Raw genomic sequence first — 21,155 nt, 5'->3', positions numbered from 1 at the left:
ATGGACGACTTGCCCATAGGGCCGATGCTCGCAGTAGTGGCCCTGCTGATTTTATGGTCGGGGCTGTTTACGGCTATCGAGACGGCGCACCAGCATCTGCTGGCCCAGCGCACGGCAACGCGTTCCAGCGATAAACCGCTGGCGAAACTGAGCTTCCCCCTCGACAGCCTGATCCTCTGCAATACTCTCTGCCGCGCACTCGTGGTGGTCATCAGCACCCTCCTGGCGATTTTCACCTGGGCCGAAAACGGTCCATGGATTGCCTGCCTGGGAGCGGGCGCAGTGGTGCTGATGTTTGCCGACTACCTGCCCCGCGCCCTCGCCACCCGCTATCCCGAGGCGATCCTGGCCCAGGGCAACAACCTGCTTCGCGTGCCACTGAAAATCGTCTACCCCGCCGCCTGGCTGCTTAAAAATATCAGCCAGTTGCTGGTGCGACCCTTCGCCCGCAAAGCCAAAGTTGTGCAACAGAGTGAAGACGAGCCCCTGACCGAGCGGCGCGACACGACCGAAAACGTCATCTGCCGCCCTCACCCGTTGTCAGGCATCCACGCCCTGGACAACATCACGGTCAATGACATCCTGGTCCCACGCAGCGATGTCGACGGGATCAACCTGGACGACCCCATCGACGAAATCATCGAGCAACTGCGACACAACAGACGCACTCGCCTGCCGGTGTTCCACAGCGACATCAATCAGGTCGAAGCCGTGCTCAACACCCGGCACATCCTCCACTTGCTGCCCGATGCGAGCCTGACCCGTGAAGCCCTGCTGGCCGCCAGTCGCGAACCGTATTTCGTACCGGAAAGCACCCCGCTTCAACTGCAACTGCTCAATTTCCATAAACAGCAGCGACGCCTGGGCATGGTGGTCGATGAATATGGGGAAGTGCTGGGCATCGTCACGCTGGAAGACATTCTTGAGGAAATCGTCGGCGAGTTCGAAAGCCAGCACCAACTCGACAACCCGCACATCCACCCGCAAGCCGATGGACGCCTGGTGGTTGATGGCGCCGCTTCAATCCGCGAGTTGAACAAGAGCCTTGGCTGGCACCTGCCGAGCGACGGTCCGAAAACCCTGAACGGCCTGGTGACCGAAGCCCTGGAAACCATTCCCGAAAGCACCGTCTGCCTGAAGATCGGCCGCTATCGCCTGGAAATCCTGGAGACCGAGGACAATCGCGTTACGCAAGTACTGATCTGGCAGACCAGTTCGATGCCAGTAGTTATCTGAGATCTGAGACAAACTCTGTGGAATACCCTCGCAAGCCTCTTGTTCGATCGTTAGCCACCTTCCTATAATCGATACGCTTACCCAAGCCTCGCCGGGCCCGTGCTTACCCCTGCACCGCGCAACTTCCGGCCTGACCATCAGCCACATCCGCAGCAAGCCGACGACTGTTCCTACCTGAAACAGCGACCGCGCCCTCACCCACATCCCTGGGTTCTCGACCATAATAATTCGCTCCACTGGGGCACATGACTGTCAGGGATAACCGCATGACGACCAGCACGACTTACAGCGACTCCGTTCCCGCACAACCGACTAACTCCGCCACCCGCGTGGCCACGGCGAGTTTCATCGGCACCGCCATCGAGTTCTACGATTTCTACGTTTATGCCACCGCTGCTGCGCTGGTCATCGGGCCGGTGTTCTTTCCGCAGACGTCCGGCACCGCCCAGATGCTCTCGGCGTTTCTTACATTTGGCATCGCCTTCCTCGCGCGCCCCCTGGGCTCTGCCCTGTTCGGCCACTTTGGCGATCGCATCGGGCGCAAATCGACCCTCGTTGCCTCTCTCCTGCTGATGGGCGTGTGCACCACGCTGATCGGCGTGCTGCCGGGTTACGACAGTATTGGCGCCTGGGCGCCGATCCTGCTTTGCGTGCTGCGTTTCGGCCAAGGCTTGGGGCTCGGCGGTGAATGGGGTGGCGCGGCACTCCTGGCCACCGAGAATGCCCCCAAAGGCAAGCGAGCGTGGTTCGGCATGTTCCCGCAGCTCGGCCCCTCCATCGGTTTCCTGGCGGCGAACGGCCTGTTCCTGACACTGGCGATGCTGCTCGACGACGAACAGTTCCGCTCGTGGGGCTGGCGCATTCCCTTTCTGCTCAGCGCTGTGCTGGTGATGGTTGGCCTGTACGTGCGCCTCAAACTGCATGAAACGCCGGTGTTCGCCAACGCCGTGGCACGTCAGGAACGCGTGAAGATCCCGCTGTTCGAGCTGTTCGGCCAATACTGGATGCCTGTTTTGCTGGGGGCCGGCGCGATGGTGGTGTGCTATGCGCTCTTTTACATCTCCACCGTGTTCTCGCTGAGTTACGGCGTGTCGACGCTCGGCTATAGCCGCGAAACGTTCCTCGCGCTGCTGTGCTTTGCCGTGCTGTTCATGGCGGCCGCCACACCGCTATCGGCCTGGGCCAGCGACCGATACGGGCGTAAGCCGGTGCTGATCATCGGTGGCGTGCTGGCAATTCTGTCCGGGTTCCTGATGGAACCGCTGCTGACCCACGGTTCGACCTGGGGCGTGGCGCTGTTCCTGTGCATTGAACTGTTTCTGATGGGCGTGACGTTTGCGCCGATGGGCGCACTGCTGCCAGAGCTGTTTCCGACCCATGTTCGATACACCGGCGCTTCGGCGGCCTACAACCTGGGCGGCATTGTCGGCGCTTCCGCTGCACCGTTCTTCGCGCAGAAACTGGTGGCGATGGGCGGATTGAGTTATGTCGGCGGGTATGTGTCCGTGGCGGCAGTGCTGAGTTTGATTGCAGTGCTGTGCCTGAAAGAAACGCGGCATAACGATTTGAATAGCGTCGCCTGACAGACCGCCATCGCTGGCAGGCCTGCTCCCACAGGGTTTGGTGTCGATCACAAAATAGCTGTTCGACACATAACCTGTAGGAGCTGGCTTGCCAGCGATTTAGTCCCACTGACAAAACACAGACCTCAACTTTTCCCCGCCCACTGTCACCTCGCTCTACGCGCATCGGCTCATCCCCGCTATACTTCCCGGCTTTTCCTGAATAAATGCCAATAGGGTCCCGCCGCGCATGGATAAGACCTACCAGCCGCACGCCATTGAAACTTCCTGGTACAACACCTGGGAGTCAGAGAACTACTTCGCCCCGCAAGGCGCGGGCGAGTCCTACACCATCATGATCCCGCCGCCGAACGTCACCGGCAGCCTGCACATGGGTCACGGCTTCAACAACGCGATCATGGACGCCCTGATCCGTTTCCGCCGCATGCAGGGTCGCACCACCCTCTGGCAGCCAGGCACCGACCACGCCGGTATCGCTACGCAGATGCTGGTAGAGCGTCAGCTCGAAGCCAAAGGCCAGAGCCGCCACGACCTGGGCCGTGAGAAATTCCTCGAGAAAGTCTGGGAATGGAAAGATGAATCCGGTGGCAACATCAGCCGTCAGATCCGTCGCCTCGGTTCGTCCGTCGATTGGAGCCGCGAGCGCTTCACCATGGACGACGGTCTCTCGGAAGCCGTTAAAGAAGCTTTCGTCCGCCTGCATGAAGACGGCCTGATCTACCGCGGCAAGCGTCTGGTCAACTGGGACACCAAGCTGCACACGGCGATTTCCGACCTCGAAGTGGAGAACCACGACGAAAAAGGTTTCCTGTGGAACCTGAAATACCCGCTGGCCGACGGCGCCAAGACCGCTGAAGGCAACGATTTCCTGATCGTCGCGACCACTCGCCCGGAAACCATGCTCGGCGACTCCGCCGTGGCCGTTAACCCGAACGATGAACGCTACAAAGCCCTGATCGGCAAATTTGTCGAGCTGCCACTGGTTGGCCGCCGCATCCCGATCATCGCCGACGATTACTGCGACCCTGAATTCGGCACCGGCTGCGTGAAAATCACCCCGGCCCACGATTTCAACGACTACGAAGTCGGCAAGCGCCATAACCTGCCGCTGCTGAACATCTTCGACAAAAACGCTGCCGTTCTGCCAGCCTGCCAGGTGTTCAACCTCGATGGCACGCTGAACGAAACCATCGACGGCAAGATCCCGACCGAATACGCCGGTCTCGACCGTTTCGAAGCGCGCAAGCAGATCGTGGCCGCGTTCGAAGCCGCAGGCCTGTTGGTCAGCGTCGACGATCACGCCCTGAAAGTGCCGAAAGGCGACCGTTCCGGCACCATCATCGAGCCGTGGCTGACCGACCAGTGGTACGTGTCCACCAAACCGTTGGCCGAGCCTGCGATTGCCGCCGTTGAAGACGGCCGCATCCAGTTCGTGCCTAAACAGTACGAAAACATGTACTTCTCGTGGATGCGTGACATCCAGGATTGGTGCATCAGCCGTCAGCTGTGGTGGGGCCACCGCATTCCGGCCTGGTACGACGAGTCGGGCAAGGTCTACGTCGGTCGCGACGAAGCCGAAGTGCGTACCAAACACAACCTCGGCCCGGACGTTGCGCTGCAACAGGACAACGACGTTCTCGACACCTGGTTCAGCTCGGGCCTGTGGACGTTCTCCACGCTGGGCTGGCCGGAACAAACCGAATTCCTGAAGAAATTCCACTCCACCGACGTCCTGGTGACGGGCTTCGACATCATTTTCTTCTGGGTTGCCCGGATGATCATGCTCACCATGCATTTGGTGAAGAACGAAGACGGCACACCGCAGGTTCCGTTCAAGACCGTGTACGTTCACGGTCTGGTGCGTGACGGTCAGGGCCAGAAGATGTCCAAGTCCAAGGGCAACGTCCTGGACCCGCTGGACATCATCGACGGCATCGAGCTGGAAGAGCTGGTGCAGAAACGCACCTCCGGCCTCATGCAGCCGAAACTGGCGAAGAAGATCGAGAAGCAGACTCGCGACGAGTTCGCCGAAGGCATCGCCAGCTACGGCACCGACGCCCTGCGCTTCACCTTCTGCTCGCTGGCATCCACCGGTCGTGACATCAAGTTCGACATGGGCCGCGTCGAAGGCTATCGCAACTTCTGCAACAAGATCTGGAACGCCGCACGCTACGTGCTGGACAAAGGTGAAGACTGCGGCCAGAACGGCGAAGCCTACGAGCTGTCCCTGGCTGACCGCTGGATCATCTCGCAGCTGCAACGCACCGAAGCCGAAGTGACCCGCCAACTCGACCAGTTCCGTTTCGACCTGGCCGCACAAGCCTTGTACGAGTTCATCTGGAACCAGTATTGCGACTGGTACCTGGAACTGTCCAAGCCTGTGCTGTGGGACGAAAACGCACCGGTCGAGCGTCAGCGCGGCACACGCCGTACTCTGGTTCGCGTACTGGAAGTGGCTTTGCGCCTGGCGCACCCGTTCATGCCGTTCATCACCGAAGAAATCTGGCAGCGCATCGCGCCGCTGGCCGGTATCGAAGGCAAGACGATCATGCTGCAACCTTGGCCAGTGGCCAATGAAACCCGCATTGATCAAGCCGCCGAAGACGACATCGAATGGCTCAAGGGCCTGATGCTCGGCACGCGCAACATCCGTGGCGAAATGAACATCGGCCCGGGTAAACCGCTGCCGCTGTTCCTGAAGAACGTCAGCGCCGAGGATCAGCGTCGCCTGACCGAGAACGAAGCCCTGCTGAAAAAACTGGCACGCCTCGAATCGATCACCGTACTCGCTGCTGGCGAAGAAGCACCGCTGTCCGCCACCGCACTGGTCGGCGAGCTGGAAGTGCTGGTACCAATGGCCGGTTTGATCGACAAAGGGGCTGAGCTGGCGCGTCTGGACAAGGAAATCCAGCGTCTGCAAGGCGAAGTGCAGCGTGTTGGCGGCAAGCTTTCCAACGCCGGTTTCGTTGACAAGGCCCCGGCCGAAGTCATCGAGAAAGAGCGCGCCAAATTGGCCGAAGCGGAACAGGCTCTCGGCAAGTTGGCTGAGCAGCATGCGCGGATTGCCAGTCTGTAAGTTTTAATTCGCCGCTTGCACATAAAAATGCCCCGATCTTCGGGGCATTTTTTTGATAATTACCAAACGTGTAAGTAGTTTCTTATCATTTTTTATTTCGTTAACATCCCTACTCCAAACACAGTAACAGCCTACTTTTCAACAACACTGAACAAGGATTTTCAGTATGAGCACTAATCGTCAAAAATCGTTTCTTGCAACATTGAACTGGTCCACAAAAAGTTTCGGAATAATTTCACACCGTGGCAATACTGTTCCGGTTCTGGCCGAAAAACCTGTAGCAGACGTTTTTTATTTTCGATGCACAGATGAGTGGTACACGATTTACATACGCGCCGAAGGAGAGCATTTCGGCAAGACAATAGACCTTAACGGAAACTATTTTTCATGCAGCACATCATCTGACCCTACCACCTTCAAAATAATCAACAAAGATTGGAAAACGCTCACACTGGATGACCTCAAGACCAACAAAGAAAATGTGTATCTACTCACTCGAAGCGGCAAGCGAGTTAATGCCGAATTTGTATTCACAAACGAGTCCCCCGTAAGACTCCAAGCCAATGGGCAAATTAATATAACGCTCGACCTTAACATCATCGAACGAAACGCACCTTTTCTGAATGACCCCGATGAAATTTAAGAACACTGTTACTTAATCTATTAGTCAGCCCCTAATAAACGGCGGCTGACACTTTACTAATACAGAGTCATGAGTTGAGTGCTGTGAAGATGAATCAGCCACGTGGTTTGTCCTTTGTGGGAGAATAGGCGCCATATTGAGCCACCTCCTGAATCGACGCCCCCATGACCGCCCCCAGCAAACCCAAAGCACCACGCAAGCAGCCAAAACCTCCAACGCCTGCTGTGGCGCCGCGTGAAAAAGCCAGCCTGCACCCACGCAACCGCCATCAAGGTCGCTACGACTTTCCGGCGCTGATCAAAAGCACACCGGAGTTGGCCAAGTTCGTCATCCTCAATCCGTACGGCAAGGAAAGCATCGACTTCGCCAGCCCGGACGCCGTGCGCGTATTCAACCGGGCGCTGCTCAAATCGTTCTACGGCATCGCCCATTGGGACATTCCGGCTGACTATCTGTGCCCACCTGTTCCAGGGCGTGCGGATTATGTGCACTTTCTCGCAGACCTGCTGGCCAGTGGCAACGAGGGCGTGATCCCACGAGGCGCGGCGGTGAAGGTGCTGGACATCGGCATGGGCGCCAACTGCGTCTATCCGCTGATCGGCTATAGCGATTACCGCTGGCAGTTCCTCGGATCGGAAATCGACTCCACAGCGTTGGCCGCGGCCAAGGCCATTGTGCAGTCCAACGGTCTGAATAAATCGATCCAGCTGCGCCAGCAGACGAATCCCAAGCAGATCCTCACGGGCCTGCTGGAGAGCGCCGAACGGTTTGACCTGACCATGTGCAATCCACCCTTCCATGCATCGCTGGACGAAGCCACGCGCGGCAGCACTCGCAAGTGGCGTGCCTTGGGCAAGGCCGATCCAAAACGCAAACTGCCGGTGCTGAACTTCGGCGGTCAAGCGTCCGAGTTGTGGTGCGAGGGCGGTGAGATACGCTTTGTGAACCAACTGATCGGCGAAAGCGTTCAGGTGGCGCAGCAGGTTCTATGGTTCAGCACGCTGGTATCTAAAGCGTCGAACCTGCCGGCCATCCAGACCGCCCTGAAAAAGGCCGGGGCGCTGGAAAGCCAGGTGGTGGAAATGTCTCAAGGCCAGAAACAAAGCCGGTTTGTCGCCTGGACGTTCCAGACCAAGGCGCAGCAACAGGCCTGGCGCGAGCGTTGGGCGCGCCCGTAACCCTGTAGGAGCGAGCCTGCTCGCGAAAGCGGTGTGTCAGTCGAATTCGATGGCGCTGAAACGCCGGTCTCGCGAGCAGGCTCGCTCCTACACTGTCTGGCGAGCTAAATCGCAGGCATAAAAAAACCGTGCCCGGATTGCTCCGGCGCACGGTTTTTTTTAACAAGTCTTACTTGTTAACAGCGTCGGTCAGGCCTTTGGCCACAACCAGCTTGATCACTTTCTTGGCAGCGATTTCGATGGCAGCGCCAGTCGAAGGGTTGCGGCCAGTACGGGCAGGACGCTCAGTCACTTTCAGCTTGCCGATACCTGGCAGAGTGATTTCGCCGCCGTTTTCCAGCTGATCGGCAACGATTTGACCCAGTTGGTCCAGAGCGTTACGCGCGGTGGTTTTCGGCGCGTCGATAGCTTCAGCGATGTCGGCGATCAGTTGGTCTTTAGTAAGAGCCATTTAGTGTTCCTTCCCTATCAAATTCATATGGATTGCAGAGTGCAATGTCAGCTATCGAGCCCGATCTTTTGGATCCGGCACCCTCGGCCAAATAACCTCGGGTTCGGGGTTATAGATACCGAAATCAGGGTTTGGTTCGACCTGACAAATGCTGACTGCAGGCTTAACGCAGTGACTTTGCGCAAGACCGGGCAAAGCTAGCACACAGGCGTGGAAATATCCGCCTTTAGCTACCCATTTGGTCAGCTTTATTGTGCTAAAACAGCAAAAAACAGCATAAGCGCCGCCGGTCGCCCCCGAATTGCCCTTCACGCCGCGCCAAAACCAATGGTTGCGGTACACTGGGCGCTTTTTCGGGGGAGCACGCCCTCCTCTCTTCATTCAGCCGAGAAGCCCATGCCGATCCGTCATTGCATCGTCCACCTGATCGACAAAAAACCCGACGGCACGCCTGCAGTTCTTCACGCCCGCGACTCTGAACTGGCCGAGTCGGGCGCCATCGAGAACATGCTTGCCGACCTCAACGAGAGCTACAACGCCAAACAAGGCAAGGCCTGGGGATTCTTTCATGCCGAGTCGGGCGCGCATCCGTTCAGCGGCTGGTTGAAAGAGTACTTCGAGGGCGGCAAGGACTTCACGGCATTCAGCCGCGTGGCAGTTGAACATCTGCAAAAGCTGATGGAAGAGTCGAACCTGTCGGTCGGCGGCCACGTGCTGTTCGCGCACTACCAGCAAGGCATGACCGATTACCTGGCCATCGCCCTGCTGCACCACAGTGAAGGCGTGGCCGTGACAGACGAACTGGACGTCACGCCGTCCCGTCACCTGGACCTTGGCCAATTGCACCTGGCGGCGCGGATCAACGTGTCCGAATGGCAGAACAACAAGCAGTCCAAGCAGTACATCTCCTTCATCAAAGGCAAGAACGGCAAAAAAGTTTCGGAATACTTCCGCGACTTCATCGGCTGCCAGGAAGGCGTCGACGGTCCGGGTGAAACCCGCACCCTGCTCAAGGCCTTCAGTGACTTCGTCGAAAGTGAAGATTTGCCCGAAGACGACGCCCGTGAGAAGACCAAGACCCTGGTGGACTACGCCAGCAGCCAGGCCAAACTCGGCGAGCCGATGGGCCTGGAAGAACTTTCAGGACTGATCGATGAAGAACGCCCGAAAGCCTTCTACGATCACATTCGCAACAAGGACTATGGCCTGTCGCCCGAGATTCCGGCCGACAAACGCACCCTGAACCAGTTCCGCCGTTTCACCGGTCGCGCCGAAGGCCTGTCGATCAGCTTTGAAGCGCACTTGCTGGGCTCGAAGATCGAGTACGACGAAGAAGCCGGCACGTTGATCATCAAGGGCTTGCCGACCTCGCTCACCGACCAGCTCAAGCGACGCAACTGATGCTCGGCGGCGTACTGAAGAAATGCCTGCTGATCCTGCTGGTGGTCGTGGCTTACCAGAACTGGGGCAAGATCGAGCGGGTGTTCAATCCCTCACAAGTGGTTTCGGAGCAGACCCAGGCCAAGGCCAACGTCGCGCTCTACGCCACCGAGTGGTGTGGCTACTGCAAGCTGACGCGACGCTTTCTCGATCAGAAAGGCATTCCATACAAGGAATTCGATATCGAGAAAGATGCCGTGGCGCGCAAGGACTATGAGGCCTTGGGCGGCGGCGGGATTCCGATCATTGATGTGAACGGGACACTGATTCGCGGGTATGACCCGGATGCGATTCTGGCGGCGTTGAAGTAACCCATCAGGTTCACACACCCTTGTGGCGAGGGGGCAAGCCCCCTCGCCACAGGTTCGGGTCAGTTCCAATATCGTTTGTGACGATTACTGAGCTTCGATACGGAAACCAAACCGCGGGAAGTGCACATGCACCACACCGCCACGCTCATCTTCGCGACGCACAATCAACTCCTCGCTACCGGCAAACAGCAATTCCCCGGCGACCGGATCAACGCCGTAATCAGTCGCCGCGATCACCACCTGCTGACCTGCCTTGAGCCCGTTTGGATCTACAAACTGTTCATCCGGCAATGCCGCAGGCTGGGACGTGCGCGCAACCTCCAATGCTTCTTCGGACGTCATCTCGCTGAATGCGCCATGACCGAAGCCAAGCACCCGCGCATGCCATGCAGCAACGGCCGGGTACGCATCCACCAACGGTGCGGTAACCGGAGTTGCCTTCAGGAACCACAAGCAGTGAGCCAGGGCGAAGTCGGCAATCGACGGTTCGCCGAACAGGAAGTCGCCCTGCTCGCGCTGTAACTGCAACTCCAGCCGCGACATGATCGTCGGCCACTGATGTTTGGCCTGTTCGGTGGACAACTTGGTCGAGCTGCCACCGCTGAACAATTCGGTACGGTCGGCGATGAACGCCTTGATCGCCTCCGGCGGCAAGGTACCGAAACGCACCGCGATCGATTCCGGCTGGAACACCAGGCTGACCGCATGCTGAAACACCACCGAATCTGCCCAGGCGGCGAACGACGCCGCGATCATTTCCTGACCTTCAGGGAAGAACGCCGGCAAGGCCTTTTCCTGCTCCAGTCGACGGGCAATCAACGCAGTGTCGCAATAGATGTCCGCGCCAATCTGCAACACCGGCGTCTTGCGATAGCCACCGGTCAGGGCCGTGAGATCGGGTTTTGGCATCACCGGCGAGATTTTCACCGAACGCCAGGACAGCCCTTTGAAGCCCAGCAGCAGGCGGGCCTTTTCGGCGAAGGGGGACGTCGGGTAATGATGAAGAATCAACTCGGACATGCTCGGCTCCGCCGCAAAGATAGGAATCCGCAGCTTAGCGCGCAATCGGTTAGCAGCCCACAGTTCTGCCTGATGGGAACTTATCAGTCAGATTGATAAACCACAGCGGCACTCGCCACCAGGCATTCCTTGGCGCTTTTCTTCAGTTTCTTGATCAACCGCTCCTGACGCAACGCGTCGCCTTTGTCGCGGCAGCGTTCGGTGTAGACCAGGGCCATGGCGGGGCTGGAGAGAAAAAACCGAGCGCCCTTGCCGCTTTGATGCTTGGCAAACCGGCGCACGGGATCATCGCTGATCCCGCAATACAGCGAGCCATTGGCGGCGCGTACGAGATAGACGAACCAGGTTTTGCTCGCGGGTGTGTCGGCGTCGACAGGGCTTTCGCTGAGGGTGGTCACGTAACGATCAGGCTTGAAAGGAAACAAGCCGCGATCTTATCAGCGACTGGCCTGGAATGCCTTCAGCCCCTTCAATGCCTGCGCGCGAACAGCGTTGCGCACCAACGGCGTCCAGCCCAGCAACAGGCCTTTGAAACCCAACGCCTGACGCGACCAGGCCCACAGATCGAAGCTGTCGTGATGTTCGCAAATCTTGCCATCGCGAAAAACGAATCGCGCCTGAATGTCGTTGATCACGGTGTTGCCCGTCTGGCTGAACAGGTACGTCGCCACCCAATGGGCGCCACCGGTACGCTCATCAGCGCGCACGTTATCGAACGTGAGAGAGAAATCCTTGGCGCGGGTGGTGAGCATGCGCCACATATCTGCGGCATCGCGCCCGCGCAGTTCGCCGAAGGCCGGATCGCTGAACACGACGTCGTCGGTGTAGCAGGCGCTCATGGCCTCGGCATCGAGGCGCTGAAAAGCCTCGTAGAGGCGGGTGATCAAGACGTTGTTGGCGTCACTCATGAGCAGACTCCCTGTTGTGCAAATTGGCGTCGAGCGTTTGCCTGCACGATAGTCTGCAAATGCGCGGAACACTATCGGCATTCGTGAACCGAATACCGACAGTGTGCGAGTGTCAGATTTTCTCGCTTTCGACCTGCACATACAGCGAACGCCCGGCGCCCAGACCGGCGATGATCGCGCCCAGGCCGATAACGCCGAAGATCCAGCCTACCGCTGTCCAGCCGCCAGTCCAGTCATGCACGATACCCACCGCGAACGGCCCCATCGACGCCAGGGTGTAACCGAAGCCCTGGGCCATGCTGGACAGGTTCGCTGCCACGTGGGAATCGCGCGAGCGCAGCACGATCAGGGTCAACGCCAGGCTGAACGTGGCGCCCTGCCCCAGCCCGAGCACAATCGCCCAGCCCCACAAGCCTTCGATCGGCGCATACAGGCAACCGAACAAACCGCCGAGGGTCAGCACCATCACGATCACGATGGCCAGGCGCTGATCCTTGCCCCGCGTGGCCAGCCATGGCGCGGCCAGGGAGCTGATCAGTTGCACAATCACCGAACCGGACAACACCAGACCGGCCTGGGTCGGGGTCAACCCGCGAGCAATCAAAATCGACGGCAACCAGCCGAATACGATGTAGGCCAGGGACGATTGCAGGCCCATGTACAAGGTCACCTGCCAGGCCAGCGGATCACGCAGTAAGCCCCGAACGCGATAGGCCACGTTGTGTGCGCCGTGTTTCTGGCTGACTTGCGGCAACCAGAACATCGCTGCGGCCAGTGCCGGAATCACCCAGAAGCCCAGGCCCATTGCCCAACTCTGGTCGAAATGTTCACTCAACGGCACGGTTGCCCCTGCCGCCATCGCCGCACCGAGGCACAGCGCCATGGTGTAGACGCCGGTCATGGTTCCGGCCTGTTTCGGGAAATCACGCTTGACGATGCCCGGCAGCAACACGCCGATCACGCCGATGCTGGCGCCGGCCAGCACGCTGCCGGCAAACAACCCGATCTCGCCAAACGAACTGCGCAGAATGATGCCGCCGGCCAGCGTCAGGAGAATGCCCAACACCACCCGCTCGGCGCCAAAACGTCGCGCCAGCACGGGTGCCAGCGGTGCGAAAAGACCAAGGCAAAGCACCGGTAACGTCGTCAGCAAACCGGCCTGGGAGGCCGTCAGACCCAGGGATTTCGACACCTCGCTGAGCATCGGCGCCATGCTCGACAACGCCGGGCGCAGGTTCAATGCCACGAGGATCAGGCCCAGCAGCAACAGCCATGGCCGGCGTAAAACCGGGTGGGCTTGCTGGACCTGCTCATCATCGGCCTCGGCATCGATCAGTAACTCTTCCAGCTCTGCCGAACGCTTGGGGGCTGTGGATAAATCACTGCGGCGCATGGACGTCTCGGTTTCAAGGTTCATTGATCAACTGCCTCGACAGGGCTTTGGCCCGCTCCGGGTCGCGTTGTTCGACGGCATCGAGCAGCTCGATGTGCAAGTCGAACACTTCCTGGCGTCGCGGAACGATGTTCAGGGTCTGGCGCAATTGCGCGCCGATGATGCTGGAGAAGTAGCGATACAGCTCGCTGAGGGTCGGGTTGTGTGCGGCGTCCACCAAGCGGCGGTGAAAGACCAGATCGCAGGCGATGTAAGTGTCGAGGTCGCCGTGATAGTGGTTGCCGCTGACGCTCAGTGCTTCGCGCAATGCCCGCAGATCCTCATCGGTACGGCGCAGTGCCGCCAGGCCGATGGCCTCGACTTCGAGGATGTGCCGCGTTTCGCGGGCCTGCTCAAGGGAGCAACAGGACAATGCCTTTACGGTGTCGAGCGGATCGACCACTGCGCGCAGATAACTGCCGTCACCCTGGCGGATTTCAATCAAGCCGGAAAACGCCAATACCCGCATCGCTTCACGCACGGTGTTACGGCTGATGCCCAATTCGGCGGACAACTCCGGCTCGGTCGGCAAGCGTTGGCCGATGGCCCACACACCCTGGTTGATGCGCAGGCGCAACTGTTCCAGGGCCTGATCGACCAAAGATCGCTTTACGAGTGGAGAAATTTCAGACATAGGATTCGCCCTTTCATCCAATCATAGGATGAATTTTCTGACATGTTAGTCAGCATCTTTCCGCAGGGCAACCACAAAGGTGCAATAGATAAATCAACCTGTGGCGAGGGAGCTTGCTCCCGCTTGAGTGCGCAGCACTCACAATCGTCCATGATCTTGAAGACCTTGGGGCCACTACGCAGCCAAACGGGAGCAAGCTCCCTCGCTACAGAAAAGCTTGAGCTCCAAGCAAAAATAAACCCGGAACTCGGTCCGGGTTTATTTCACTGCCTGGCTTTTATCAATGCAGGATCTGGCTCAGGAACAGCTTGGTGCGGTCGTTCTGCGGGTTGTCGAAGAAGTCGTTTGGCGCAGCCTGTTCGACGATTTCACCCTTGTCCATGAAGATCACGCGGTTGGCCACGGTGCGGGCGAAGCCCATTTCGTGGGTCACGCAGAGCATGGTCATGCCGTCTTCAGCCAGGCCGATCATGGTGTCGAGAACCTCTTTCACCATCTCCGGGTCGAGTGCCGAAGTCGGTTCGTCGAACAACATGATTTTCGGTTTCATGCACAGTGCACGGGCGATCGCCACACGCTGTTGCTGACCACCGGACAGTTGCCCCGGATACTTGTGCGCCTGCTCCGGAATGCGTACGCGTTCCAGGTAGTGCATGGCGATTTCCTCGGCCTTGCGCTTGGGCATCTTGCGTACCCACATCGGCGCCAGGGTGCAGTTCTGCAAGATGGTCAGGTGCGGAAACAGGTTGAAGTGCTGGAACACCATGCCGACTTCACGGCGGATCGCTTCGATCTGCTTGAGGTCGTTGGTCAGCTCAACACCATCGACCACGATCCGGCCCTGCTGGTGCTCTTCCAGACGGTTGAGGCAGCGGATGGTGGTCGACTTGCCCGAACCGGACGGGCCGCACAACACGATACGCTCGCCCTGTTTTACGTTGAGGTTGATGTCTTTGAGTACGTGAAACTGGCCGTACCACTTGTTCACGCCCTGCATCTGAATAATGCCTTCAGGGCTCACAGGCTGTTTGATTGCTTCGCTCATAAAAGAACTCCTAACGCTTGTGGCCAGTGTCGAGCTTACGTTCCAAGTGCATGGAGTAGCGCGACATACCAAAACAGAAAATCCAGAACACCAGGGCCGCGAACACATAGCCTTCAGTGGCCATGCCCAGCCATTTCGGGTCGGCGGCGGCTTGCTTGACGCTGTTGAGCAAGTCGAACAGGCCGATGATGATCACCAGGCTCGTGTCCTTGAACAGCGCGATGAAGGTGTTGACGATGCCGGGGATCACCAGCTTCAGGGCTTGCGGCAGAATCACCAGGCCCATGCTGCGCCAGTAACCCAGGCCCATTGCGGCGGCGGCTTCGTACTGACCCTTGGGGATCGCTTGCAAGCCACCGCGCACCACTTCGGCCACGTAGGCCGACTGGAACAGGATCACGCCGATCAGTGCCCGCAGCAGCTTGTCGAAGTTCATCCCTTCGGGCAGGAACAACGGCAGCATCACCGAGGACATGAACAGCACCGTGATCAACGGCACGCCGCGCCAGAATTCGATGAAGGTCACGCAGACCACACGAATCGCCGGCATGTTCGAACGGCGCCCCAGCGCCAGGACGATACCCAGCGGCAGCGCGCCGGCGATACCGACAGTGGCGATCACCAGGGTCAGCATCAGGCCGCCCCATTGGCTGGTCGCCACGGTGTCGAGGCCGAATACGCCGCCATGCAACAGGCACCAGGCAATGATCGGGTAGAGCACCAGGAAGCTCAGGCCGTACACCGCTTTATGGTGAAAGCGCGAGATGAACAATGGTGCCACGCCGACAATCGCCAGCCACACCGTCAGGTCCACGCGCCAGCGCAGTAGCGGCGGATAGTAGCCGTACATGAACTGGCCGAAACGCTGTTGGATGAACACCCAGCAGGCGCCCTCCTTCGTGCAGTCGGCCTGGCTGGTGCCGACCCAGTTGGCATCAAGGATTGCCCACTGCAGGATCGGCGGGACCACGAGGTAGATCAGGTAGAACGCAAACAAGGTCAGCAGGGTGTTGAGCCAGCTGGAGAACATGTTCGCGCGCATCCATGCCACCACACCGATGCTGCTGCTCGGTGGAGGCATGTCAGGTTTGAAAGTATGAGTGCTCATGCGCTTTTCCTTACCGCTCGATCAGCGCAATGCGCTTGTTGTACCAGTTCATCAGCAGGGAAATGCTGATACTGATCGCCAGATACACGCTCATGGTGATGGCAATCACCTCGATCGCCTGGCCGGTCTGGTTGAGCACGGTCCCGGCAAACAGCGAAACCATTTCCGGATAACCGATACCGGCCGCCAGCGAGGAGTTTTTCGCCAGGTTCAGGTATTGGCTGGTCAGCGGAGGAATGATCACGCGCAGGGCTTGCGGGATGATGACCTTGCGCAGGGTCGGACCGTTGCGCAGGCCGAGGGAATGCGCCGCTTCGGTCTGGCCGTGGCTGACCGACTTGATGCCCGAACGCACGATCTCGGCGATGAACGCTGCGGTGTAGACAGTCAGGGCCAGGGTCAACGCCAGCAGTTCCGGGATCAGCACCCAGCCACCGACAAAGTTGAAACCCTTGAGCTCAGGCATTTCCCACTGCACGGGTGCGCCGAAAACCAGCGTGCACAGTGCCGGGATCACCAACAACAATGCCAGGCCGGTCCAGAACTTGTGGAAAGGCACGCCCGTCGCTTCGAAGCGCTTGTTGGCCCAACGGGTCATCAGCACGATGGCGACGATGGCCACCACGATGCTCGCCACGAACGGCCAGAAACCATCTGCCATCAACGCCGCCGGCATGTTCAGACCACGGCTGCTGACAAAGAAGGTATCGCCGAAATTATGGCTGTTGCGCGGCCCCGGCATGGTCAGGAATACCGCGAAGTACCAGAACAGGATCTGCAGCAGCGGCGGAATGTTGCGGAAGACTTCCACATACACCGTCGCCACTTTGGCGATGATCCAGTTCTTCGACAGCCGTGCCACACCGACGATAAAGCCCAGGATCGTCGCCAGGATCACGCCGATGAAGGTCACGAGCAGGGTGTTGAGCAGACCGATGACAAACACCCGGGCATAGCTGTCCGCTTCGGTGTAGTCGATCAGGTGTTGAGCGATGCCGAACCCGGCACTGCGCTCCAGAAAGTCGAAACCGGAGGTAATGCCCCGGTGTTGCAGATTGGTCTGGGTGTTATCGAACAGAAACCAGCCCAGCGAAACCACCCCGAAAATCGTGATGATCTGAAATACCCACGCACGCACTCGCGGATCGCTGAGGCTGAGCCTCTGCTTAGGTGCGCCGATTGAATTTTGCATGAAGTGCCCCGCAAATAATGGAACAGAACATCACCCGGTGGTTGGCCCACCGGGTGATAGAACCATCAGCGCACTGGTGGTGCGTATTGAATGCCGCCAGCGTTCCACAGAGCGTTCAGCCCGCGGTCGATTTCCAGCGGAGTGCCCTTGCCGAGGTTTTTCTCGAACACTTCGCCGTAGTTGCCGACTTGCTTGATGATCTGCACGACCCAGTCTTTCTTCACTTTCAGGTCTTTGCCGTATTCACCGTCGGTACCCAGCAGACGGGCAACGTCTGGGTTTTTGGTGCCCTTGGCTTCAGCTTCGACGTTCTTCGAAGTGATACCGGCTTCTTCAGCGTTGAGCATGGCGTAGCCAGTCCAGCGCACGATGGCTAGCCACTCGTCGTCGCCATTACGCACGACCGGGCCCAGAGGTTCCTTGGAAATGGTTTCCGGCAGAACCACGTAGTCCTTCGGCGAAGCCAGCTTGCTGCGCTGGGCGAACAGCTGGGATTTGTCGGAGGTCAGCACGTCGCAACGACCGGATTCCAGCGACTTGGCGCTTTCATCGGAGGTGTCGAAAGTGATCGGGGTGTATTTCAGACCGTTGCCGCGGAAGTAGTCGGAAACGTTCAGCTCGGTGGTGGTACCGGCCTGGATGCAGATGGTCGCGCCATCCAGCTCTTTGGCGCTTTTCACGCCGAGCTTGTTGTTTACCAGGAAGCCGATGCCATCGTAGTAGGTGATGAAGCCCGGGAATTTCAGGCCCATGCCCGCGTCACGGGAGCTGGTCATGGTGGTGTTGCGCGACAGGATGTCGATTTCGCCGGACTGCAGCGCGGTGAAGCGCTCCTTGGCGTTCAACTGACTGAATTTGACCTTGGTCGCGTCACCGAAAACGGCAGCGGCCACAGCGCGGCAATAGTCAGCATCGATACCGACGATCTTGCCGGTGGAATCCGGAACCGAGAAGCCTGGCAGACCATCGCTGACGCCACACTGCACGAAACCTTTCTTCATCACTGCATCCAGGGTTGCGCCCGCCTGGGCAAACCCGCTGACACCAAGGACTGCGGCTGCAGTCACGATCGCCAGGGTGGATTTCAACATCTTCATTCAAACCTCCAGTTTTGCTCTTGTTGTGTCGGAGCGTGAGTCCTGTCGCACCCTTTTGAGGCGTAGTCGACCCGTGTTGGCTTGTTTTTGGGGTCAACCGACGTAAGACGTTAGCTATGAGTCTAGTAGGAGAAAATCCACATCATGGATTACTCACTTCTCACCAATCGGCCGAACGGGCTGTAGCCCTTTCACGTTCGCGAAGCCCGTATCGGCCATTGGCGAACATCCATCACCGGATTCTTTGCTATCCCACGCTCGGCAGTAGACTGATAGTGTTACCGCCGCACGCGAGATGGGTTGCACCGTTTCCCCATAGCAAAGCCCGTACCACACCGGCCGCCGAAGCCAATAAGGGACAGGTCAATAGCAAAAGTTGTAGCCTTGCGACATCTTCTTAACGGATCCACCAGACGCGCACTCACACCTTGCCCTCAATGAGAGCGCACGCACATTTTTGGAGCAGCCATGACCAACCCCTTGATTCTTGAACCCGTCAAGACCGCAGATGCCTGCGTGGTCTGGCTTCATGGCCTGGGTGCCGATCGCTACGACTTCCTGCCGGTGGCCGAAGCCCTGCAGGAAAGCCTGTTGAGTACACGCTTCGTTTTGCCCCAGGCACCGAGCCGCGCCGTCACCATCAACGGCGGTTACGAGATGCCGAGCTGGTACGACATATTGGCCATGAGCCCCGCGCGCGCGATCAACCGCGAACAACTGGAAGCGTCGGCCGACTGGATCATCGAACTGATCGAAACGCAGAAGACCAGCGGAATAGACGCCTCGCGTATTTTTCTGGCCGGTTTTTCCCAGGGTGGCGCGGTCGTATTCCACACCGCCTTCCTGAAATGGCAGGGCCCCTTGGGTGGCGTACTTGCCCTCTCCACTTATGCCCCCACCTTTAATGAAGCGCTGGAATTGTCCGCCAGCCAGCAGCGTATTCCGGTGCTGTCCTTGCACGGTCAGTACGATGATGTGGTGCAAAACTCGATGGGCCGCAGCGCCTATGAGCATTTGAAAGAGCGTGGTGTCACCGTGACATGGCAGGAATACCCAATGGGCCACGAAGTGTTACCCGAGGAGATTCGCGACATCGGCGTCTGGCTCGCCGAGCGCTTGCGTTGATCAATGATGTTTAAAAGCGCCCTTTGATCCATCCCACTACGCCGCGCCCGATTCTTGCATTACACTGGCCGGCGTACATTCCTTAACCAATTGATGAGATGACCGTGCTCAAAGCACTCAAGAAAATGTTCGGTAAAAGCGAGACTGAGCAACTCGCGCCAGTCACCAGCGCTCCGTCTCACCACTCCAGCCCCCGCACCGACGGTAATCAGCCTGGCCAGACCGCCCCTGTAGCGGCACCGAAACATGAGCCGATGAGCGCTCCGGCCGTCGAGCCTGCTGCGCCAACCGTCTCGGAGCAACCGCACAACGAAGCGCCGAAAACCGCCAAGCCACGCCGCGAACCAAAGCCAAAAGCGCCGGTCATCCCGTGGAAACTCGAAGACTTCGTCGTCGAACCCCAGGAAGGCAAAACCCGCTTCCACGATTTCAAACTCGCCCCGGAACTGATGCACGCCATCCAGGACCTGGGCTTCCCGTATTGCACGCCGATCCAGGCCCAGGTGCTGGGCTTTACCCTCGCCGGCAAAGACGCCATCGGCCGCGCCCAGACCGGTACCGGCAAAACCGCCGCGTTCCTGGTGTCGATCATCACCCAGCTGCTGCAAACCCCGCCGCCGAAAGAGCGCTATATGGGCGAGCCACGGGCGCTGATCATCGCCCCGACCCGTGAGTTGGTGGTGCAGATCGCCAAAGACGCGGCTGACCTGACCAAGTACACCGGGCTCAACGTCATGACGTTCGTCGGCGGCATGGACTTCGACAAGCAGCTCAAGCACCTCGAAGCCCGTCACTGCGACATCCTCGTCGCTACGCCGGGTCGCTTGCTGGACTTCAACCAGCGCGGCGACGTGCACCTGGACATGGTCGAAGTCATGGTGCTGGACGAAGCTGATCGCATGCTCGACATGGGCTTCATCCCGCAAGTGCGCCAGATCATTCGCCAGACCCCGCCGAAGAGCGAGCGTCAGACGCTGCTGTTCTCCGCGACCTTCACCGAAGACGTGATGAACCTGGCCAAGCAATGGACCACCGACCCGTCGATTGTCGAGATCGAGTCGCAGAACGTGGCCAACGAAAACGTCGAGCAGCACATCTACGCGGTGGCCGGTGCCGACAAATACAAACTGCTCTACAACCTGGTCAACGACAACGGTTGGGAGCGGGTGATTGTGTTTGCCAACCGCAAGGATGAAGTGCGGCGCATCGAAGAACGCCTGGTGCGCGACGGCATCAACGCCGCGCAGCTGTCCGGCGACGTGCCGCAGCACAAGCGCATCAAGACACTGGAAGGTTTCCGCGAAGGCAAGATCCGCGTGCTGGTCGCCACTGACGTGGCCGGTCGCGGCATCCACATCGACGGCATCAGCCACGTGATCAACTTCACCCTGCCGGAAGTCCCGGACGACTACGTGCACCGTATCGGCCGCACCGGTCGCGCGGGCGCCGATGGCGTATCCATCAGTTTTGCCGGTGAAGACGACTCCTACCAGTTACCGTCCATCGAGGCGCTGCTGGGCAAGAAAATCAGCTGTGAAACCCCTCCGACGCACCTGCTGCGGGCGGTTGAGCGCAAGCGTCCGTAACGGGCGCCTTGCAGAAAGAGGCGCAGCCGCAAACGGTCTGCGCTTTTTTTTCGTCTCGATTTTTTCAACAGGCGCTTGCTCACGACAACT

At 58.9% G+C, this 21,155-nt stretch carries 19 protein-coding genes; 9 read left to right on the top strand and 10 right to left on the bottom strand.

Annotated elements, in window-relative coordinates:
• The 5 genes from CKW19_RS05825 (at position 1) to rlmF (ending at position 7,716) form a co-directional block, all read left to right on the top strand.
• The gene (locus tag CKW19_RS05825) at positions 1-1,236 is read left to right on the top strand and encodes a transporter associated domain-containing protein (RefSeq protein WP_095057024.1); all 1,236 of its coding nucleotides are present in this window, start codon (positions 1-3) and stop codon (positions 1,234-1,236) included.
• Between the two features lie 266 nt (positions 1,237-1,502).
• Complete coding sequence (locus CKW19_RS05820) at positions 1,503-2,819, top strand: MFS transporter (protein WP_095057023.1); 1,317 nt, start codon at positions 1,503-1,505, stop codon at positions 2,817-2,819.
• A gap of 229 nt (positions 2,820-3,048) precedes the next feature.
• Positions 3,049-5,895, top strand: coding sequence for a valine--tRNA ligase (locus CKW19_RS05815; protein ID WP_095057022.1), 2,847 nt, complete (start codon positions 3,049-3,051; stop codon positions 5,893-5,895).
• A gap of 166 nt (positions 5,896-6,061) precedes the next feature.
• Complete coding sequence (locus CKW19_RS05810; RefSeq protein ID WP_095057021.1) at positions 6,062-6,538, top strand: hypothetical protein; 477 nt, start codon at positions 6,062-6,064, stop codon at positions 6,536-6,538.
• Positions 6,539-6,702: 164 nt separating this feature from the next.
• A complete protein-coding gene (rlmF, locus tag CKW19_RS05805) occupies positions 6,703-7,716 on the top strand; it encodes a 23S rRNA (adenine(1618)-N(6))-methyltransferase RlmF (protein ID WP_095057020.1) in 1,014 nt (337 codons plus the stop codon).
• Positions 7,717-7,885: 169 nt separating this feature from the next.
• On the opposite strand, the gene CKW19_RS05800 is transcribed toward rlmF, so the two are convergent.
• The gene (locus CKW19_RS05800) at positions 7,886-8,167 is read right to left on the bottom strand and encodes an HU family DNA-binding protein (RefSeq protein WP_007905514.1); all 282 of its coding nucleotides are present in this window, start codon (positions 8,165-8,167) and stop codon (positions 7,886-7,888) included.
• A gap of 396 nt (positions 8,168-8,563) precedes the next feature.
• Here CKW19_RS05800 and yejK point away from each other — a divergent pair, with 396 nt between their 5' ends.
• Both yejK and CKW19_RS05790 read left to right on the top strand, forming a co-directional pair.
• On the top strand, positions 8,564-9,568 hold the full coding sequence (yejK, locus tag CKW19_RS05795) for a nucleoid-associated protein YejK (RefSeq protein ID WP_095057019.1): 1,005 nt from the start codon (positions 8,564-8,566) through the stop codon (positions 9,566-9,568).
• Positions 9,568-9,918 (top strand): glutaredoxin domain-containing protein, encoded by a 351-nt coding sequence (locus tag CKW19_RS05790; RefSeq protein WP_095057018.1) that lies wholly within the window; start codon positions 9,568-9,570, stop codon positions 9,916-9,918. Before yejK ends, CKW19_RS05790 begins: the two co-directional genes overlap by 1 nt.
• An 84-nt stretch (positions 9,919-10,002) precedes the next feature.
• On the opposite strand, the gene CKW19_RS05785 is transcribed toward CKW19_RS05790, so the two are convergent.
• The 9 genes from CKW19_RS05785 to CKW19_RS05740 all read right to left on the bottom strand — a co-directional run bounded on the left by CKW19_RS05785 (position 10,003) and on the right by CKW19_RS05740 (position 18,354).
• The gene (locus CKW19_RS05785) at positions 10,003-10,938 is read right to left on the bottom strand and encodes a glutathione S-transferase family protein (RefSeq protein ID WP_095057017.1); all 936 of its coding nucleotides are present in this window, start codon (positions 10,936-10,938) and stop codon (positions 10,003-10,005) included.
• 83 nt (positions 10,939-11,021) lie between these two features.
• Positions 11,022-11,336 (bottom strand): GIY-YIG nuclease family protein, encoded by a 315-nt coding sequence (locus CKW19_RS05780; RefSeq protein WP_095057132.1) that lies wholly within the window; start codon positions 11,334-11,336, stop codon positions 11,022-11,024.
• Between the two features lie 39 nt (positions 11,337-11,375).
• On the bottom strand, positions 11,376-11,846 hold the full coding sequence (locus CKW19_RS05775) for a nuclear transport factor 2 family protein (protein WP_095057016.1): 471 nt from the start codon (positions 11,844-11,846) through the stop codon (positions 11,376-11,378).
• A 112-nt stretch (positions 11,847-11,958) separates the two neighbouring features.
• Complete coding sequence (locus CKW19_RS05770) at positions 11,959-13,263, bottom strand: CynX/NimT family MFS transporter (RefSeq protein ID WP_095057015.1); 1,305 nt, start codon at positions 13,261-13,263, stop codon at positions 11,959-11,961.
• Positions 13,253-13,912: a FadR/GntR family transcriptional regulator gene (locus CKW19_RS05765; RefSeq protein ID WP_095057014.1), complete on the bottom strand. Its 660-nt coding sequence runs from the start codon at positions 13,910-13,912 to the stop codon at positions 13,253-13,255. The genes CKW19_RS05770 and CKW19_RS05765 overlap by 11 nt, the downstream gene beginning before the upstream one ends.
• A 280-nt stretch (positions 13,913-14,192) precedes the next feature.
• Positions 14,193-14,957 carry an amino acid ABC transporter ATP-binding protein gene (locus tag CKW19_RS05755; protein WP_003178331.1) on the bottom strand — a complete coding sequence of 255 codons (765 nt, stop codon included), beginning with the start codon at positions 14,955-14,957 and terminating at the stop codon, positions 14,193-14,195.
• A 10-nt stretch (positions 14,958-14,967) separates the two neighbouring features.
• Positions 14,968-16,065: an amino acid ABC transporter permease gene (locus CKW19_RS05750; protein ID WP_095057013.1), complete on the bottom strand. Its 1,098-nt coding sequence runs from the start codon at positions 16,063-16,065 to the stop codon at positions 14,968-14,970.
• 10 nt (positions 16,066-16,075) lie between these two features.
• Complete coding sequence (locus CKW19_RS05745) at positions 16,076-17,257, bottom strand: amino acid ABC transporter permease (protein ID WP_095057012.1); 1,182 nt, start codon at positions 17,255-17,257, stop codon at positions 16,076-16,078.
• Positions 17,258-17,322: 65 nt separating this feature from the next.
• A complete protein-coding gene (locus CKW19_RS05740) occupies positions 17,323-18,354 on the bottom strand; it encodes an amino acid ABC transporter substrate-binding protein (protein WP_046041975.1) in 1,032 nt (343 codons plus the stop codon).
• A gap of 468 nt (positions 18,355-18,822) precedes the next feature.
• Here CKW19_RS05740 and CKW19_RS05735 point away from each other — a divergent pair, with 468 nt between their 5' ends.
• Both CKW19_RS05735 and rhlB read left to right on the top strand, forming a co-directional pair.
• A complete protein-coding gene (locus CKW19_RS05735) occupies positions 18,823-19,479 on the top strand; it encodes an alpha/beta hydrolase (RefSeq protein ID WP_095057011.1) in 657 nt (218 codons plus the stop codon).
• 98 nt (positions 19,480-19,577) lie between these two features.
• Positions 19,578-21,065, top strand: a complete 1,488-nt coding sequence (gene rhlB / locus CKW19_RS05730) for an ATP-dependent RNA helicase RhlB (protein ID WP_095057010.1) — start codon at positions 19,578-19,580, stop codon at positions 21,063-21,065.
• The last annotated feature ends 90 nt before the right edge of the window (positions 21,066-21,155 follow it).

It is taken from the genome of Pseudomonas sp. Irchel s3f7, assembly GCF_900187615.1.
In the GTDB taxonomy this organism is placed as follows: Bacteria; Pseudomonadota; Gammaproteobacteria; order Pseudomonadales; family Pseudomonadaceae; genus Aquipseudomonas.
Note: the sequence above shows the minus strand (reverse complement) of the source record. Positions and strands in the feature narration are given on the sequence as shown.

What these genes read in the sequence shown, in the direction of transcription:
- CKW19_RS05775 (WP_095057016.1), bottom strand. Translation starts at nt 11,846, where the DNA reads ATGAGTGACGCCAACAACGTCTTGATCACCCGCCTCTACGAGGCTTTT.
- CKW19_RS05750 (WP_095057013.1), bottom strand. Translation starts at nt 16,065, where the DNA reads ATGAGCACTCATACTTTCAAACCTGACATGCCTCCACCGAGCAGCAGC.
- CKW19_RS05755 (WP_003178331.1), bottom strand. Translation starts at nt 14,957, where the DNA reads ATGAGCGAAGCAATCAAACAGCCTGTGAGCCCTGAAGGCATTATTCAG.
- CKW19_RS05770 (WP_095057015.1), bottom strand. Translation starts at nt 13,263, where the DNA reads ATGAACCTTGAAACCGAGACGTCCATGCGCCGCAGTGATTTATCCACA.
- rhlB (WP_095057010.1), top strand. Translation starts at nt 19,578, where the DNA reads ATGACCGTGCTCAAAGCACTCAAGAAAATGTTCGGTAAAAGCGAGACT.
- CKW19_RS05810 (WP_095057021.1), top strand. Translation starts at nt 6,062, where the DNA reads ATGAGCACTAATCGTCAAAAATCGTTTCTTGCAACATTGAACTGGTCC.
- CKW19_RS05785 (WP_095057017.1), bottom strand. Translation starts at nt 10,938, where the DNA reads ATGTCCGAGTTGATTCTTCATCATTACCCGACGTCCCCCTTCGCCGAA.
- CKW19_RS05745 (WP_095057012.1), bottom strand. Translation starts at nt 17,257, where the DNA reads ATGCAAAATTCAATCGGCGCACCTAAGCAGAGGCTCAGCCTCAGCGAT.
- CKW19_RS05735 (WP_095057011.1), top strand. Translation starts at nt 18,823, where the DNA reads ATGACCAACCCCTTGATTCTTGAACCCGTCAAGACCGCAGATGCCTGC.
- CKW19_RS05825 (WP_095057024.1), top strand. Translation starts at nt 1, where the DNA reads ATGGACGACTTGCCCATAGGGCCGATGCTCGCAGTAGTGGCCCTGCTG.
- yejK (WP_095057019.1), top strand. Translation starts at nt 8,564, where the DNA reads ATGCCGATCCGTCATTGCATCGTCCACCTGATCGACAAAAAACCCGAC.
- CKW19_RS05740 (WP_046041975.1), bottom strand. Translation starts at nt 18,354, where the DNA reads ATGAAGATGTTGAAATCCACCCTGGCGATCGTGACTGCAGCCGCAGTC.
- CKW19_RS05790 (WP_095057018.1), top strand. Translation starts at nt 9,568, where the DNA reads ATGCTCGGCGGCGTACTGAAGAAATGCCTGCTGATCCTGCTGGTGGTC.
- CKW19_RS05815 (WP_095057022.1), top strand. Translation starts at nt 3,049, where the DNA reads ATGGATAAGACCTACCAGCCGCACGCCATTGAAACTTCCTGGTACAAC.
- CKW19_RS05765 (WP_095057014.1), bottom strand. Translation starts at nt 13,912, where the DNA reads ATGTCTGAAATTTCTCCACTCGTAAAGCGATCTTTGGTCGATCAGGCC.
- rlmF (WP_095057020.1), top strand. Translation starts at nt 6,703, where the DNA reads ATGACCGCCCCCAGCAAACCCAAAGCACCACGCAAGCAGCCAAAACCT.
- CKW19_RS05820 (WP_095057023.1), top strand. Translation starts at nt 1,503, where the DNA reads ATGACGACCAGCACGACTTACAGCGACTCCGTTCCCGCACAACCGACT.
- CKW19_RS05800 (WP_007905514.1), bottom strand. Translation starts at nt 8,167, where the DNA reads ATGGCTCTTACTAAAGACCAACTGATCGCCGACATCGCTGAAGCTATC.